13 protein-coding genes are annotated in these 15,994 nt (G+C 59.9%); 6 read left to right on the forward strand and 7 right to left on the reverse strand.

From position 1 onward, the window contains the following. Positions 1 to 95 precede the first annotated feature (95 nt). Together fadD and rnd are read left to right on the forward strand one after the other, a co-directional pair. On the forward strand, positions 96 to 1,772 hold the full coding sequence (gene fadD / locus ACTG2J_RS10435; protein ID WP_108570586.1) for a long-chain-fatty-acid--CoA ligase FadD: 1,677 nt from the start codon (positions 96 to 98) through the stop codon (positions 1,770 to 1,772). Positions 1,773 to 1,870: 98 nt separating this feature from the next. Beyond that, positions 1,871 to 2,983: a ribonuclease D gene (rnd, locus tag ACTG2J_RS10440; RefSeq protein ID WP_439997462.1), complete on the forward strand. Its 1,113-nt coding sequence runs from the start codon at positions 1,871 to 1,873 to the stop codon at positions 2,981 to 2,983. A gap of 187 nt (positions 2,984 to 3,170) precedes the next feature. Here rnd and ACTG2J_RS10445 read toward each other — a convergent pair whose 3' ends face one another. The 6 genes from ACTG2J_RS10445 to ACTG2J_RS10470 form a co-directional block, all read right to left on the reverse strand. Beyond that, a complete protein-coding gene (locus ACTG2J_RS10445) occupies positions 3,171 to 3,815 on the reverse strand; it encodes an MBL fold metallo-hydrolase (RefSeq protein ID WP_113739575.1) in 645 nt (214 codons plus the stop codon). 22 nt (positions 3,816 to 3,837) lie between these two features. Beyond that, positions 3,838 to 4,953, reverse strand: a complete 1,116-nt coding sequence (gene mnmH / locus ACTG2J_RS10450; protein ID WP_113739574.1) for a tRNA 2-selenouridine(34) synthase MnmH — start codon at positions 4,951 to 4,953, stop codon at positions 3,838 to 3,840. Continuing rightward, positions 4,950 to 5,987 carry a selenide, water dikinase SelD gene (selD, locus tag ACTG2J_RS10455; protein WP_064336017.1) on the reverse strand — a complete coding sequence of 346 codons (1,038 nt, stop codon included), beginning with the start codon at positions 5,985 to 5,987 and terminating at the stop codon, positions 4,950 to 4,952. The genes mnmH and selD overlap by 4 nt, the downstream gene beginning before the upstream one ends. Positions 5,988 to 6,396: 409 nt before the next feature. Continuing rightward, a complete protein-coding gene (locus ACTG2J_RS10460) occupies positions 6,397 to 7,581 on the reverse strand; it encodes an acyltransferase family protein (RefSeq protein WP_113739573.1) in 1,185 nt (394 codons plus the stop codon). Positions 7,582 to 7,923: 342 nt separating this feature from the next. Further along, a complete protein-coding gene (locus ACTG2J_RS10465; protein ID WP_113739572.1) occupies positions 7,924 to 9,117 on the reverse strand; it encodes a class I SAM-dependent methyltransferase in 1,194 nt (397 codons plus the stop codon). Between the two features lie 113 nt (positions 9,118 to 9,230). After that, positions 9,231 to 10,661: a methyl-accepting chemotaxis protein gene (locus ACTG2J_RS10470; protein WP_113739571.1), complete on the reverse strand. Its 1,431-nt coding sequence runs from the start codon at positions 10,659 to 10,661 to the stop codon at positions 9,231 to 9,233. A gap of 82 nt (positions 10,662 to 10,743) precedes the next feature. On the opposite strand from ACTG2J_RS10470, the gene ACTG2J_RS10475 reads away from it, so the two are divergent. Both ACTG2J_RS10475 and ACTG2J_RS10480 read left to right on the forward strand, forming a co-directional pair. Beyond that, a complete protein-coding gene (locus ACTG2J_RS10475; RefSeq protein WP_113739570.1) occupies positions 10,744 to 11,016 on the forward strand; it encodes an acylphosphatase in 273 nt (90 codons plus the stop codon). A 15-nt stretch (positions 11,017 to 11,031) separates the two neighbouring features. Further along, positions 11,032 to 11,790 carry a CHAD domain-containing protein gene (locus tag ACTG2J_RS10480; RefSeq protein WP_113739569.1) on the forward strand — a complete coding sequence of 253 codons (759 nt, stop codon included), beginning with the start codon at positions 11,032 to 11,034 and terminating at the stop codon, positions 11,788 to 11,790. A 109-nt stretch (positions 11,791 to 11,899) separates the two neighbouring features. On the opposite strand, the gene metG is transcribed toward ACTG2J_RS10480, so the two are convergent. Continuing rightward, entirely contained in the window at positions 11,900 to 13,933 is a 2,034-nt protein-coding gene (gene metG, locus ACTG2J_RS10485; protein WP_026034905.1) for a methionine--tRNA ligase, read from the reverse strand. Positions 13,934 to 14,119: 186 nt separating this feature from the next. Between metG and apbC the strand changes: the two genes are divergently transcribed. Continuing rightward, the gene (apbC, locus tag ACTG2J_RS10490) at positions 14,120 to 15,202 is read left to right on the forward strand and encodes an iron-sulfur cluster carrier protein ApbC (RefSeq protein WP_005345574.1); all 1,083 of its coding nucleotides are present in this window, start codon (positions 14,120 to 14,122) and stop codon (positions 15,200 to 15,202) included. Positions 15,203 to 15,312: 110 nt separating this feature from the next. Further along, complete coding sequence (udk, locus tag ACTG2J_RS10495) at positions 15,313 to 15,957, forward strand: uridine kinase (protein WP_005352133.1); 645 nt, start codon at positions 15,313 to 15,315, stop codon at positions 15,955 to 15,957. Positions 15,958 to 15,994 lie beyond the last annotated feature (37 nt).

Here is a 15,994-nt window from a genome sequence, read left to right on the forward strand (position 1 = left end):
AGAGCATCAGCTTAAAACAACCGATTAAAATGGATGTGAACCGGGACGGAGGCAACAGAGTGAGCGCACAGGTGCTAGTTATGCAGGAGAAGTTCGTGGAAAAAGTTTGGCTCAAGCGTTATCCACAAGGGGTCCCCGCCGAGATCAATCCGGAGCAGTTCAGCTCACTGGTCGAGATGTTTGAATCCTCGGTGAGCCAGTTCGCCGACCAGCCCGCTTTCGTCAACATGGGGCAGACCATCACCTACCGCCGCCTGGAAGAGCAGTCCCGCGCCTTTGCCGCCTACCTGCAAAACGAGCTGAAGCTGGAGAAGGGGGATCGGGTCGCGGTGATGATGCCGAACCTGCTGCAATACCCTATCGCCGTGTTTGGCATCCTGCGTGCCGGCATGATCGTGGTTAACGTCAACCCGCTCTATACCCCGCGCGAGCTAGAGCACCAGCTCAAGGACTCCGGCGCCAAGGCCATCGTCATCGTCTCCAACTTCGCCCATACCCTGGAAAAAGTGGTCTACGACACCCCGGTCAAGCACGTCATTCTGACTCGCATGGGTGACAACCTGGGTCTGGCCAAGGGCACCCTGGTCAACTTCGTGGTGAAATACGTCAAGAAGCTGGTACCAAAATACAACCTGCCGCACGCCACCACCATGCGCCAGGCGCTGGCTAAAGGGCGTTATCAGCAGTACATCAAGCCGGAGATTGCCTGCGAAGATCTCGCCTTCCTGCAGTACACCGGCGGTACTACCGGTCTCTCCAAGGGTGCCATGCTGACTCACCGCAACATGATTGCCAACGTCGAGCAGTGCCTCGGCGTCTATGGCCCCATGCTGGAGCGGGGCAAGGAGTTTGTGGTTACCGCCTTGCCGCTCTACCACGTCTTCGCACTGACCGTGAACTGCCTGCTCTTTATGCGCCTTGGCGGTTACAACCTGCTGATCAGCAACCCGCGCGATATCCCGGGTTTTGTCAAAGAGATCAAGAAATACCCCTTCACCTGCATCACCGGCGTCAACACCCTGTTCAACGCCCTGGTCAACAATGCCGAGTTCCAGAGCATCGCTTTTGACAAGCTCAAGCTCACCATCGGTGGCGGCATGGCGGTGCAACGGGCTGTGGCGGAGCAGTGGAAGAAACTGACCGGCACCCCGCTCTTGGAAGGTTACGGCCTGACCGAGTGCTCGCCACTGGTGAGCGTCTGCCCTTACGATCTGAGCGATTACAACGGCTCCATCGGCCTGCCGGTCTGCTCCACCGATATCCGTCTGGTGGATGACAACGGTCAGGTGATCCACGAATTCGGTACCCCGGGCGAAATGCAGGTGCGTGGCCCGCAGGTGATGGTCGGCTACTGGCAGCGCCCAGAGGCCACTGCCGAAGTGATGCAGGATGGCTGGCTCTGTACCGGTGATATCGCCGTGTGCGACGAGCAGGGCTTCTTCAAGATTGTCGATCGCAAGAAGGACATGATCCTGGTCTCCGGTTTCAACGTCTATCCCAACGAGATCGAAGATGTGGTGGCGCTCCATCCGAAAGTGCTGGAAGTGGCCGCAGTCGGCGTGCCGCACAAGGTCTCCGGCGAGCTGGTGAAGATCTTTGTGGTCAAGAAAGATCCAAAGCTGCAGGAGGACGAGATTATTGCCCACTGCCGCAAACATCTGACTGCCTATAAGGTGCCGAAACTGGTAGAATTTCGTGACGAACTTCCCAAGACCAATGTGGGCAAGATCCTGCGCCGCGTACTGCGTGACGAGGAGATTGCCAAGCAGTAAGGCGTTGCACCGGGCTTTCTGGTGTGTCGCAGTGATGCAAAACCGTGGGTCATCCCACGGTTTTTTCTTTTTGGCCCTGATCAACCGCGCAGGCACAGATGCAATATCAACTAATCACTCAGCAAGCCGAACTTGAGCAGTATCTCGCTTCTCTGGCCGACGTTCCCCTGGCTATCGATACTGAATTCGTTCGCACCCGCACCTATTATCCCCAGCTTGGCCTGTTTCAGATCTACGACGGCCAGCAACTGGCGCTGCTCGACCCGCTCACTCTCGATCTGGCACCGCTCTGGCAGCAACTTGGCCGGGCTGGGCAGATCGCCATTTTGCACGCCTCCGGTGAAGATCTGGAGCTGATCCAGCATCAGGCCGGCCATCTGCCCAACCAGATGCACGACACCCAGCTGGCTGCCGCGTTCCTCGGTCACGGCGTATCGGTCGGTTTCGGCGCGCTGGTCAAGGAGTTCCTCGGCGTGGAGCTGGAGAAGGATCAGGCCCGTACCGACTGGCTGGCCCGCCCGCTGACCCCGCGTCAGCTTGAATATGCCGCGGCTGACGTCTTCTACCTGATGCCGCTCTACGAGAAGGTGATGGCCAAACTGCGGGAAAGCGGCAAGTTTGCCTGGTTCGAGCAGGAGTGCCAAAACCACTCCGCCCGCAAGACCCAGGGTAGCGATCCTCGTCAGGCCTATCTCGATATCGTCAACGCCTGGCAACTGGGACGCCGCGAGCTCGCCATCCTGCGTGAACTGGCCGCCTGGCGCCAGCAGGAGGCGGTGCGCCGCGATCTGGCTCTGAACTTTGTGGTCAAAGAGCTGCACCTGTTCAAGGTCGCGGAGCGCCGTCCTGCCTCCCTGCGCGATCTCAACGAGCTCGGCCTCTCGCCCATCGAAATCAAGATCCACGGCAAGCGGATGCTCGATATCGTTGCCAAGGCGCAGCAGAGCGATCCCGACAGCTGGCCCGAGCCCATTCGCCGGCTGGTGGACTATCCCCAGTACAAGGCCGAGCTCAAGCGCATCAAGGCCATGGTGGAAGAGAAGGCCAAGGCGAGCAATATTCCGCCTGAGCTGATTGCCAGCAAGAAGATCATTCACCAGTACTTCACCTGGAGCTGGCGGATGAACGACGAAGAGCGGGCCCGCAGCGACAAACCGATGCTGCTGCAAGGGTGGCGTCATGAGCTGGTCGGTCACCTGCTGGCACAATAAGCCACCAGACGGTTGCACCTATAAATCAATCCTCACCCTCGGGTGGGGATTTTTATTGGGCGAAAGAGACAAATGGGCATGCCGAAATGGGGAACGCTGGTGGGACGTGGCTGGCCGGATGGCAGGAGTCGAGAATGAAAAAGAGAGCAGAGAAGAAAAGGCAGCGGAACACCGCTGCCTTTTTTGATCACCAGATAGGCTGGGTCAGATAGGGGTTGCTCACCTTCTCGCGACCGAAGGTGGAGCTGGGGCCGTGACCCGGGATAAAGACGATTTCCTCACCCAGCGGCAGCAGGGTCTCGGTGATCGACTTGATCAGCGTACCGTGATCCCCACGGGGGAAGTCGGTGCGGCCGATGCTGCCGGCAAACAGCACGTCGCCAACCCAGGCGAGTTTTTCGGCCTGGTTCAGCAGCACGATATGACCCGGGGTGTGGCCTGGGCAGAAGTAGACATCCAGCTCGCACTGGCCAACCTGCACCTTGTCACCCTGCTCCAGCCAGCGATCCGGCGTGAACGCGGGGGTATGGGCGAAGCCGAACATCTGGCTCTGCTGGGGCAGCATGTCGAGCCAGAAGGCGTCCTCCTTGTGGGGGCCGGTAATGGTGACGCCAGTTTTTTCCCGCAGCTCGGCGGCTGCACCGACGTGATCCAGATGACCGTGGGTCAGCAGGATGTGGGTCAGGGTCAGGCCGCGCTTGGCGATGGCAGCCAGCAGTTTGTCCGCTTCGCCGCCCGGATCGATCAGGGCCGCCTGATGGGTCTCGTCACACCAGATGAGGGAGCAGTTCTGGGCGAACTGGGTGACCGGGATCACCTCGAATTTCAACATAGAGTTCCTCTCTTGGGATGGGTCAGCCGCGCAGCGCGCTGGCATGCTGCTCGGCGAAATAGTCGAGACAGGCCTGCTTGTCACCGCGGAATACGATGCGCTCCTGCTTGTTGCCAAGCTGGTAGAGATACATGGGGTCGTAGTAGCGGGTCAGCAGCAACGTGATCCAGGCCAGATGCTGCGCGGTATCGCCGCTCTTTTCCTGCTCGGTGAGGGCGGTCTGCATCAGGGCGTCCAGCTCGCGGTGGGCCTGATCACCAAGACGGCGCTTGAGGCGGGCCAGCGCATCGGTGAGGTAGGCAGCAAACAGTGGCCAACCGGCTTCCTGGCCATACATGGCTTGATAGCGCAGCCAGAGATCGTGCACGTAATCCTCACGGATCTGCTCGGCCCGATCGATTTGCGGTACATCCACCACCACCAGCGGTGCCTGACTCATGGCCTCATGGAGGGAGAGGGGCAGGCAGCAGCGGCCGATCAGGCGGCTCTCGTCCTCGACCACGAAGGCATGCTCGCCACGATGGCGGCGTTTGAGCAGCTCGATGGCGAGGTTGTTTTCAAAATTGATGTTGCTGGGCTGGCCGCCGGGCAGTTGACCAAACGACGAGCCCCTGTGATGGGCATGCCCCTCCAGATCCACCGCCTGGGTCACCTGATCGAGCATGTGGGTCTTGCCGGAGCCGGTCATGCCGGTCAGCACGCTCCAGTGACACTCGGCAGAAGCCTTGTCCTGGGTGTCGATCAGGAAACGGCGCAGCTCCTTGTAGCCACCGGCGACGCGGGGGCGAGTCACCCCCGCTTCAGCCAGCCACTGTTGTACGGTTTGCGAGCGAAGGCCGCCGCGAAAGCAGTAGAGCACGGCATCGGGCTGCTGGCGCAACTGCGCCAGCCAGCCTTCGAGTCGCTCGGCACGTACTGCTCCCCCCACCAGCTTGTGTCCAAGCTCAATGGCGGCGGCCTGACCCTGCTTCTTGAAGCAGGTCCCCACTTGGGCGCGCTCATCGTCTGTCATCAAGGGCAGATTGGTCGAGCAGGGGAAAGCCCCCTCCTTGAACTCGATGGGGGCGCGCACATCAATCAACGGCACATCGTCCAAAAAGAGTTGGGCGTAGTCCGTGGCCAGTGGCAATTCACTCATTGGACAATCTCGATAAAGCGGGAGCCCTCAAGGGGCTTGATCTGGCCGATGGGCGAGAGCGCAAGGCCAGCTTCACGCGCGATGGCGAGCAGCTCGGCTTCGCTCTCTTTACCCACTGCGACCAGCAGGCCGCCGCTGGTTTGCGGGTCGCACATGATGTTGCGGGTGCGATCGTCCATGGCATCGAGCTTGTGTCCGTAGGAGTCGTGGTTGCGCAGGGTGCCACCCGGTACGCAGCCCTCGGTGAGGTAGTAATCCACCTCATCCAGCAGCGGCAGCGCCTTGAAGTCGAGGCGGGCGCTGACATTGGATCCTTCACACATCTCCAGCAGATGGCCCGCCAGACCAAAACCGGTCACGTCGGTCATGGCGTGGACACCCGGCAGCTCGGCAAAACGCTGGCCAATCTTGTTGAGGGTGCACATGGCGTTGGGGGCCAGTTGCTCGTGTTCCGGCTTCAGCTTGCCCTTCTTCTGGGCGGTGGTAAGAATACCGATACCGAGGGGCTTGGTCAGATAGAGGGTGTCACCCACCTTGGCAGTGTCGTTCTGCTTGATGGCGTCGAGAGGCACGATACCGGTGACCGCGAGGCCGAAGATGGGCTCGGGGGCATCGATACTGTGGCCACCGGCCAGCGAAATCCCCGCTTCGTGGCACACCTGGCGGCCGCCGTCGATCACCTGCTGGGCCACTTCCGGCGCCAGAGTATTGATGGGCCAGCCGAGAATGGCGATGGCAACGATAGGCTTGCCGCCCATGGCGTAGATATCGCTGATGGCATTGGTAGCGGCGATGCGGCCAAAGGTGAAGGGGTCATCGACGATGGGCATGAAGAAGTCGGTGGTGGAGACAATGCCCTGACCGTTGCCGATATCGACCACGGCCGCGTCATCCTTGCTGCTGTTGCCAACGATCAGGGTCGGGTCGTTGAAGCCCGGGATCTGGCTCTTGAGAATGGTGTCGAGCACCTTGGGAGAGATTTTGCAGCCACAGCCAGCGCCGTGGCTGTATTGGGTCAGACGAATGGAAGACATACTTACCCCTTGTTTGTGCACCGTGTGCAGAGGCTCTGCGGGAGCCATCTTGGTCAATGCGCGGCCATCTACCGTCATGTAAAGAGCCGCAAAAATTGGTGGCCTTGGCTGCTTCTGGAAGCAGTGATGTCAGGCAGTCACGCAGGGCTGCCGGGTAGGACGGGGAAGAAGAGGCGGCAGATGCGCCAACACAGCCCCGCCAAGGGCCACAGGACAGGGCATTATGCCACAAATGCCCCCTCCGGTTCGAACAGGAATTCACACAAAGCGAAGGGGATTGGCGGGTGGAAGGTAAGGGAGGAGGGCGCTGGCATGAGCCGCTCAGTTATCGGCAGGGGGAGAGCACTCGCGGATTTGCCCCGCAGAGGTTGGCTTGACCTCTGCGGGGCTATCAGTTGGCGAAAACGGGTTAGCCGGCTTGCTCCAGCACCGGCTGGCGAGCCTTGCCCCAGCGGCGCAGGCGCCGTTGCAGTGGCCGCTCCAGCAGGTTGTAGCTCAGCGCCGACAGCCCGATCAGCACCGCCAGCATCAGCAAAGTTGCTACCACCCCCAGCAGCGGGTTGGTCTGGCCATACCACCATTCGGTGATCCCCGGCGCCAGATAGTGGATAAGCTCGCAGCCGGTGAGCAGCACCAGCGCGTGGAGCAGATAGATGGAGTAGGAGAGATCCCCCAGCCAGTTGGTGAAGCGGTTATCCAGGAAGCGCAGCAGCGGGCTTTGGCGATTGCCTTGGCAGGCGGCAATCCAGATCAGCAGCACGTAGGAGGCGATCAGCAGCAGTGTCAGTGGTGGCGTCATGGTGCACTGCATCAGCGCGAAGGGCAGCACAAAGGCGACCAGCAGCGGCAGATCTCGCTTCATCATGGGCAAGCCTTGCGCGGCCTTGACCCTCGGCAGCAGCCAGAGGCCGAGCACAAATTCACTCACCCCGCGCCCCACCGCCAGCGCGCCGCTGGTGACATCCAGGGTGCCGCGACTGTGCACGATAAAGGCCAGCACCGTCAGCGCCAGCAGGGGGGCGAGATGGCTCCAGCGACTGCGGGTGACCGCCAGCGGAATCAGCAGCGGGAACAGCAGGTAGCTGATCCACTCCACGCTGAGGGACCAGGCGGCGAAGTTCCAGGTCAGCCCGTGATCGGTCACCACCTGCAGCAGCAGGAAGGCGCTCGGCAACGCCTCGGCCGGGGTGAAGGGGGAGCCGAAAGGCGGCATCCCTTCCCACTCCCACATCTTGAACAAGGGGCCGGCGTAGAAGCCCACCCCGTGCTGCGCCTTGTAAAGCTCCCAGCCGACCAGCAGCAGCAGGGTCACCAGATAGAGGGGGTAGACGCGGGTCAGCCGTAGCCAGAGAAAACGGCCATAGCTCATGGTGCGGGGCGTATGGGTGAAGGCCTCGCCATAGACATGGGCCAGCACCACGCCGCTCAAAATAAAAAACAGGTCGACCCAGAGGTAGCCATTCTCGATGAGTTGGGTGTGGCCTGCGATCGACTCCATCCACTGGGGAAAGAGCAGCAAGCGGGCATGGAACAGCACCACCATCAGGGCAGCGATGCCCCGCAGCGGCGTTAACAGCGGCAATGATTGATTCATAACGGGATCCCTTGTGATGTTCAGCTTGGCCTGACATCTATTTAGTTGTTGTGCCGTCCATCAATCCTGATGGGACGGTTGCCCCGGCTTGGCTGCCGCAGGCAGGATCACACTACGGAAAAGAGAGTCATACGGGTGTGATTTAAATCATAAATGTGCAGCTTTTGTGCAAAAAAATTAAACAGAGAAGCCGTGGAGAGCAGGTAGGGAAAGAGGAAGAGAGGAAACACCCATAAAGCAGAGAGGGGGAATCGGGGCGAGCGTCAGGCTCAGGCACCATACGATGCAAAGCAATCAGGCCCGCAAGGGGCCTGATTGATCACAAGGGGAGGGGGGGGCCGATCAGCGGGCGCGCACCACCAGACCCTTGAGGTAGAAGCCTTCCGGATAGGCGGTACCGATGGGGTGATCGGAGGCCTGGGAGAGCAGCTCCAGGATCTGGGCATCGCGGCCGGCATCGAGCGCCGCATCGGCAACGATCTTCTGGAACAGGCTCTGCTCCATCAGGCCGGAGCAGGAGTAGGTCAAGAGCACGCCACCCGGCGCCAGCAGCTGGAACGCCAGCATATTGATGTCCTTGTAGCCACGGCAGGCACCCAGCAGCTGGGCCTTGCTTTCGGCAAACTTGGGCGGGTCCAGCACGATGACATCGAACTTCTCGCCCTTCTCGCGATATTCCCGCAGCAGCTTGAACACGTCGTGACGGACAAATTGGGTATTGCTGGTATCCAGCCCGTTCAGCTCGGCATTCTGGCGGGCAATATCCAGCGCATTCTGGGAGAGATCGACGTTGACCACTTCTTTGGCGCCGCCCTTGAGGGCATAAACGCCAAAACCGCCGGTGTAGCAGAAGCAGTTGAGCACCCGCTTGCCTTCGGTGTACTTGGCGGCAGCCTGACGGTTGTCACGCTGATCCAGATAGAAACCGGTTTTGTGGCCGTTGCGAATGTCTACCAGGATCTTGACGCCGCCATTCTCCTCGATGACCACCGGCTCGTTCGGGGTCTCGCCATAGATAATGCCGGTGCGCTCTTTCAGCCCTTCCTTCTTGCGCACTGCCACATCGGAGCGTTCATAGATGCTGCACTCGGGGTAGAGGGTACGCAGTGCTTGCGTTATCAGCTCACGCTGAAACTCGGCGCCGGCAGAGAGGATCTGGCACACCAGAAAATCGGCATAACGGTCGATGGTCAGACCCGGCAGGCCGTCGGATTCGGCGGCGCAGAGGCGATAGCCGGTGAGGCCCTGACGCTTGATCAGCGGATCGCGAGACTCCTGCGCATATTTGAGACGACGGATAAAGAAGTCGAGATCGACGGTCTCATCCTTGTCGAAGGTCCAGACCCGGGCACGGATCTGGGAGCTGCCTGACCAGGCGCCACGGGCGAGCCACTTGCCATCGTTGGCATAGATCTCGACGGTATCGCCGTCAATGGGGTTGCCCTGAACCCGCTCTATCCCCTTGGAGAAGATCCAGGGATGGCGACGCAGCAGGGATTTTTCGCGGCCTTTGACGAGATAGATGGAAGCGCTCATGGATGTTTGCCGATGGTAGAAAGAAAAGGGGCCACATTCTATGTGGCCCGCAGGTAAAACTCAAACAACCCTGTGTAATGGATGGGGTTGCCCTGATCTGACACCTCATATGGTCAGAGCTTAATCCCCTTGAGTGCCTGGGTCAGTTCGCTGGCGGTGGCTTTAAGTCCCTGCGTACCGGCTACCGAGGCGCTGGCAGACTCTTCCACCTGTGCCGCTTCATGGCGTACCTGATCCAGATTGTGGGTGATCTCGGCGGCGACCGAGCTTTGCTCTTCGCTCGAGGTAGCGATCTGGGTGCTCATCTCCAGCACCGCATCGCTGTGGTTGCTCAGTTTTTCGATATCGAGCCCCACTTCGCTGATGAGCTGCTGGCTGCTGGCGGCGCGCCCTACAGTCTTTTCCATGATCTCGTTCAGCGCGCCGGTACCGGTCTGCAGCTCTTCGATCATCTGCTGGATCTCCACCGTCGCCTGCTGGGTACGGCTGGCGAGGGTACGTACTTCATCCGCTACCACCGCAAAGCCGCGACCCTGCTCACCGGCACGGGCCGCTTCGATAGCGGCGTTGAGAGCCAGCAGGTTGGTCTGCTGGGAGATGGCGTTGATGACGTTGACCACCTCGTTGATCCGGTTGGCATTGTGGGTGAGCCGCTCGACCGCGCCGGAGGCGTTGCCAATCTCGTCGGCCAGGGTGCGGATCGCTTCGATGGTGCGGGCTACCCGGTTGGCGCCATTTGCCGCCTCTTCGCTCGATTGGCGGGTCTGCTGCAGGGTATCGTTGGCATTGCGCGCTACTTCGCGGATTGCCGCCGACATCTGTTCCATGGCGGTGGCCAGTGAATCCATGTGCTGGCGCTGGGAACGCGCCATGGTCTCGCCTTCGCGGGCATGGTCACGAAACTCGTCTGCGGCCAGGGTCAGCGCTTCGGCAGACTCTTCGACCAGCTTGACGATCTGATGCTGGCGGTCGGTAAAGCGGTCGATGCTGCCCGCCAGGGTGGAGAACTCGTCCCGCACCGGGAAGAAGTTGAGACGGAAGGTGAGATCCCCGTCCGCCACGGTTTGCAGCGCCTTGTTGGTGGAGTAGAGCGCACCGGAGACAAAGGTCATCATGTAGTGGATCACCAGTGCCATCAGGGCGGCCAGCGCGCCGATGAGGAGCAGGGTCGAGCCCTGACCCTCCCACATGGAGAGGTTGCCGGTATCGAGATCACCGGTGACGTAGCCTGCCTGACCCGCTGGCGCGGTAAAGAGGTAGTGATCTCCTTGCTGCTGCAACCCGCTGCTGCCTTGCCGGGTCAGACGCAGATCAGCAGGCAACACCAAAGTGGGCTGCTGGCTGACCAGCTGCGCCGTGGTCTCGACCCGTTGCTGCAACTGCGCTACCCGCAGGGAGATCTCCTGCTGATGGCTGGCCGCCAGCATATACCAGCTGAGAAAGGCGATGATGAAGAGAGGTAACCAGAACGCGATATGGAATTTTTCACTGATGGTGAGGTGAATGAGATAGCGGTCAACCCACCGGAATTTAACTTCTTTCATAATGGAGCTGCATCCTGCAGAGATAGAGTGTCGGGCACATTATCGTCTCGGGAAATTTTTTCTTAAGCGGAAGGTGTGAGAAATGGGAGAGCAATCGTTTGTCATTCGGGTGTGGGGGCAGGTGCAGGGGGTGGGATTTCGCTATTTCACCCGTGAGCGGGCGCTGCAACTGGGTTTGCGGGGCCATGCCTACAACCTGGAGGATGGATCGGTGGAGATCCTCATCAGCGGTCCCGCACAGGGGGTGCAGATGATGCTGGGCTGGCTGGAACATGGCCCGCGCACCGCCCGGGTGACCCGGATGGAGTATGAAGAGGCGCTGCCGCCAAGCGGCCAGGGCTTTCATACCAACTGATCTGCCGGGAACATCATGACTGCCGATACGCGTGATCCCTTGCTGGCGCAGGCCCGGGTGCTGGTTGCCAGCTACCGCCATGCTGCTCGCGCGGTGCGCCGTGAAGCGAGCGAAACCCATGTCCATGGTTATCGCATCGCTGCGCGCCGCATGCAGGCGCTGCTCGCATTGTGGCGACCCGCCCTTTGCCATCCAAAACTGGAACGACGGCTGCAGCGGGCCATTGGCCGACTCTCGGCCCTGCGCGATGCACAGGTTTACGCCGCGCGCTTTGGCGCGTCATCCACAATCGTCTTGCCCAGGGTGACGGTTCCCCTTTTTTCGGGCCTGCTTGCCCGCTGGCTGGATGCATTGGAGCAAACTCCCGATACCTCAGGGCTGGCTCGTCACTACCGGCGCCACCTTGCCCGTCGCCTCGATGGAGCATTGAGCCGACTTGATGAGCACCCGGCTGGCAACATCTCCCATCGCCAACAGCTGCGCCGCTGGCATCATTTGCGCCTTGAGATAAAACAGGCGCGCTACGGCGCCGAGTTGCTGCTGGAGCTGGGGGCGGGGGAGGCGCAGTGGGTTAGCGCCTTTAGCCATTGGCAGGAGCGGCTCGGGCAGTTGCAGGATTGGCAGCAGTGGCGGCGCGCTCTGAAAGGAAATAAACGGCAGCGCAGGGTAAGGTGCAAACTCAAGCGCAAGATAGCGGCGCGATTGCGCCGCCTCGATTGTCAGCAGGCTGAACTGGTGGGGCTCAGGGTGGCGATGCTGGATAGCCCACTCTAATCATCCTGCTGAATGCTCAATAGGAGTAATCAGCAGAGTCGCAGAGACGAAAAGAGTGCAGAGACAAAAAAAGAGGCCCGCAGGCCTCTTTTTTATCGGGTCGATGCGCTTACTTGACGCGCATACCCGGCTGGGCGCCTTCCTGCGGCTCCAGGATCCAGAGATCCTTGCCGCCCGGGCCTGCAGCCAGCACCATGCCTTCGGACATGCCGAAACGCATCTTGCGCGGCGCCAGGTTGGCCACCATCACGGTCAGCTTGCCTTCCAGATCTTCCGGGTTGTAAGCGGACTTGATACCGGCAAACACCTGACGGGTTTCACCGCCGATATCCAGTTGCAGCTTTAGCAGTTTCTCGGCTTCCGGTACCGCTTCGGCCTTCTTGATCAGCGCGACGCGCAGGTCAATCTTGGCAAAGTCGTCATAGGTGATGGTTTCGCTGATGGGGTCATCAGCCAGCGGGCCGGTCACTTTCGGTGCCTGCTCCTTGGCCAGGTCTTCCTTTGATGCCTCGATCATGGCTTCAATCTTCGCCGGCTCGATGCGGGAGAAGAGGGCCTTGAACGGTGCAACGGTGTGATCGACCAGCGGCATCTCGATGCCATCCCAGCTGAGGGTTTCGGCCAGGAAGGCTTCGGCACGTTCGGCCAGCAGCGGCATGACGGGCTTGAGGTAGGCCATCAGCACGCGGAACAGGTTGATGCCAACAGAGCAGACCGCCTGCAGCTCGGCGTCAGCCCCTTCCTGCTTGGCGATAACCCAGGGAGCCTTGTCGTCCACGTAGCGGTTGGCCTTGTCGGCCAGCGCCATGATCTCGCGGATGGCGCGGCTGAACTCGCGGCTCTCATACGCTTCGGCAATGGCGGTACGGGCATTGGCGAATTCGGCGTAGAGCTCGGGCTCGGCGCAGGTTGCTGCCAGCTTGCCGCCAAAGCGCTTGGCAATAAAGCCGGCGTTGCGGGAGGCGAGGTTGACCAGCTTGTTGACCACGTCGGCGTTGACGCGCTGCACGAAATCTTCGAGGTTCAGGTCCAGATCATCGATGCGGCTGTTGAGCTTGGCGGCGTAGTAGTAACGCAGGCACTCCGGATCCAGGTGGTTCAGGTAGGTGGATGCCTTGATAAAGGTGCCCTTGGATTTGGACATCTTGGCGCCGTTGACGGTCACATAGCCGTGCACGTTGACCTTGGTCGGCTTGCGGAAGTTGGCACCTTCCAGCATGGACGGCCAGAACAAGCAGTGGAAGTAGGCGATATCCTTGCCGATGAAGTGGTAGAGCTCGGCGTCGGAGTCCGCTTTCCAGTAGCTGTCAAAGTCGATGTCGCCACGCTTGTTGCACAGGTTCTTGAAGGAAGCCATGTAACCGATGGGGGCATCCAGCCAGACGTAGAAGTACTTGCCCGGGGCGCCGGGAATTTCGAACCCGAAGTAGGGGGCATCACGGGTGATGTCCCACTGCTGCAAGCCGCTCTCGAACCACTCCTGCATCTTGTTGGCCATCTCTTCCTGAATGGCGCCGGAGCCGCGTACCCACTCAGAGAGCCATTTTTCAAACTGCGGCAGGTCGAAGAAGAAGTGCTCGGAGTCCTTCATTACCGGAGTTGCACCGGAGACGGCGGATTTCGGATCGATCAGCTCCGTCGGGCTGTAGGTGGCGCCGCAGCTGTCGCAGTTGTCGCCATACTGCTCCGGAGATTTGCACTTGGGGCAGGTACCCTTGACGAAACGGTCCGGCAGGAACATGGATTTTTCCGGATCGAACAGTTGGGAGATGGTGCGGCTCTTGATAAAGCCACCATTTTTCAGGCGGCCATAGATCAGCTCCGCCAGCTCGCGGTTCTCGTCGCTGTGGGTAGAGTGATAGTTGTCAAAGCTGATGTTGAACCCGGCGAAATCAGCCTGGTGCTCCTTGGAGACAGCGGCAATCATCTCTTCCGGGGTGATCCCCATCTGCTGTGCCTTGAGCATGATCGGGGTGCCGTGGGCATCATCGGCACAGATGAAGTGCACCTGATGACCGCGCATTCGCTGATAACGAACCCAGATATCGGCCTGGATGTGTTCCAGCATGTGGCCAAGATGGATGGAGCCATTGGCATAGGGGAGGGCGCAGGTTACCAGCATTTTACGGGGATCAGTTGCCATATTACGTTCTTGATGTGCTTGTTGGGATGATAGAGTGCCGTGCATGTTACCCGAATTGGGGGTAGCCTGCCTAGGGTTGTGGCTATGCCAACCTTGGCAGCACCTGCTGTTACGATGGCAGGCAAGCCACTGATTTGTGTGCGGTAACCGTTCACCTCAAGATAATGACAAGATAATGAGGAGTTAATGGTGATTGATTCAGTAAAACAGATCCTCGCCGAATTTAAGCCAGCAGGCTGGCACAAGGATCTGGTGGATGCCGGATTCGTTCGCGAGATCATCAATCAGGGTCAGGGGCTCACTATCCGGCTGGTATTGCCGTTTGCCGGTCTTTCGCTGCTCGATCAGCTCAAAGAGAACTATGATGCCAGGCTGCGTAGCGCCACCGGTGCCGCCCGTATCGACTGGGCACTGGAGATTGACGTCGCCAGCATGCCGCGGGCGCAGGGCCTCAATGCCGTGCAGGGCATTCGCAACATCATCGTGGTTGCCTCCGGCAAGGGGGGGGTGGGCAAATCCACCACCGCGGTCAATCTGGCGCTGGCGCTGCAAAAAGAGGGGGCGCGGGTCGCCATTCTCGATGCCGATATCTATGGCCCTTCCATTCCCACCATGATGGGCACCCTCAAAGAGCGCCCGGTCAGCCATGACGGCAAGCTGATGGAGCCGGTGATGGCCTGCGGCCTCAAGAGCAACAGTATCGGCTATCTGGTCTCCGAGCAGGATGCCACCATCTGGCGTGGCCCGATGGCGAGCAAGGCGCTGGCGCAGATCCTTCATGAGACCCGCTGGGGCGAGGTGGATTATCTGGTGGTCGACATGCCGCCGGGCACTGGCGATATCCAGCTCACCATGGCCCAGCAGGTGCCGACTTCGGCGGCGGTGATTGTCACCACCCCGCAAGATGTGGCGCTGGCCGATGCCCGCAAGGGGATCGCCATGTTCAACAAGGTCAATGTGCCGGTGCTCGGTATTATCGAGAACATGAGCTACCACGTCTGCAGCGCCTGTGGTCATCATGAGCCGCTGTTTGGTACCGGTGGCGGCCAGAAGATGGCAGAGCAGTATCAAGTGGCGCTGCTTGGCCAGTTGCCGCTGCACATCGACATCCGCCAACACATGGATGATGGCTGCCCGACGGTGTTCGGCGCACCGGAAGGGAGCTTGGCTCAGGCCTATTTGAAGCTGGCGCGCAGGGTAGGGGCTGAACTCTTTTTCAGCGCAAAACCGATTGCGACCCCCCTCTATGCCATGGCGCTGGATGAATAATCGGCGGTCGGTCACTTGAAAGGGAATTGAGGGTGGGCATGACCCACCCTTTTTTATATAATGGATCGGTTTAAACCATCCCCACTGCTCTTCTCTTTTAGGTATTTGTCATGTCTGATACTCAACATTCGTGTGTGATCATCGGTATTGCGGGCGCATCTGCGTCTGGCAAAAGTCTTATAGCCCAGACCATTTATGAAGAGCTGGTGGCCGAACTGGGCGCAGGTCAGATTGGTGTGATCACCGAAGATTGCTACTACCGTGATCAGACCCACCTGACCATGGAAGAGCGGGTCAAGACCAACTATGACCACCCTAACGCGCTGGATCACGACTTGCTGGTACAGCACCTGAGCCAGCTGGTTAAAGGTGACGCGGTTGCCATTCCCCAGTACTCCTACACCGAACACACCCGGATGAACGAAGTGACCCCGTTTGCGCCGCGCCGGGTGATCATTCTGGAAGGGATCCTGCTGCTGACCGACAGCCGTCTGCGGGACCTGATGGATGCCTCCATCTTTATGGATACCCCGCTCGACATCTGCCTGCTGCGCCGTCTGGTGCGTGACGTGCAGGAGCGTGGCCGTACCATGGACTCCGTGCTCAAGCAGTACCAGAAGACGGTACGTCCGATGTTCCTGCAGTTTATCGAGCCGTCCAAACAGTATGCCGATGTGATCGTGCCCCGTGGTGGCAAGAACCGCATCGCCATCGACATGCTCAAGGCGCGTATTCGCCACATGTTGATTGGTTAAGATGAAACAAGCCGGGTGATGCCCGGCTTTTTTAAAA

The organism is Aeromonas sp. 6P (assembly GCF_051919525.1).
GTDB classification, from domain to species: domain Bacteria; phylum Pseudomonadota; class Gammaproteobacteria; order Enterobacterales; family Aeromonadaceae; genus Aeromonas; species Aeromonas veronii.

Excerpts from the sequence above, each read along its gene's own strand:
- ACTG2J_RS10470 (WP_113739571.1), bottom strand. The coding sequence starts at position 10,661 with ATGAAAGAAGTTAAATTCCGGTGGGTTGACCGCTATCTCATTCACCTC.
- udk (WP_005352133.1), top strand. The coding sequence starts at position 15,313 with ATGTCTGATACTCAACATTCGTGTGTGATCATCGGTATTGCGGGCGCA.
- mnmH (WP_113739574.1), bottom strand. The coding sequence starts at position 4,953 with ATGAGTGAATTGCCACTGGCCACGGACTACGCCCAACTCTTTTTGGAC.
- metG (WP_026034905.1), bottom strand. The coding sequence starts at position 13,933 with ATGGCAACTGATCCCCGTAAAATGCTGGTAACCTGCGCCCTCCCCTAT.
- rnd (WP_439997462.1), top strand. The coding sequence starts at position 1,871 with ATGCAATATCAACTAATCACTCAGCAAGCCGAACTTGAGCAGTATCTC.
- ACTG2J_RS10475 (WP_113739570.1), top strand. The coding sequence starts at position 10,744 with ATGGGAGAGCAATCGTTTGTCATTCGGGTGTGGGGGCAGGTGCAGGGG.
- selD (WP_064336017.1), bottom strand. The coding sequence starts at position 5,987 with ATGTCTTCCATTCGTCTGACCCAATACAGCCACGGCGCTGGCTGTGGC.
- ACTG2J_RS10480 (WP_113739569.1), top strand. The coding sequence starts at position 11,032 with ATGACTGCCGATACGCGTGATCCCTTGCTGGCGCAGGCCCGGGTGCTG.
- ACTG2J_RS10465 (WP_113739572.1), bottom strand. The coding sequence starts at position 9,117 with ATGAGCGCTTCCATCTATCTCGTCAAAGGCCGCGAAAAATCCCTGCTG.
- ACTG2J_RS10445 (WP_113739575.1), bottom strand. The coding sequence starts at position 3,815 with ATGTTGAAATTCGAGGTGATCCCGGTCACCCAGTTCGCCCAGAACTGC.
- ACTG2J_RS10460 (WP_113739573.1), bottom strand. The coding sequence starts at position 7,581 with ATGAATCAATCATTGCCGCTGTTAACGCCGCTGCGGGGCATCGCTGCC.
- apbC (WP_005345574.1), top strand. The coding sequence starts at position 14,120 with ATGGTGATTGATTCAGTAAAACAGATCCTCGCCGAATTTAAGCCAGCA.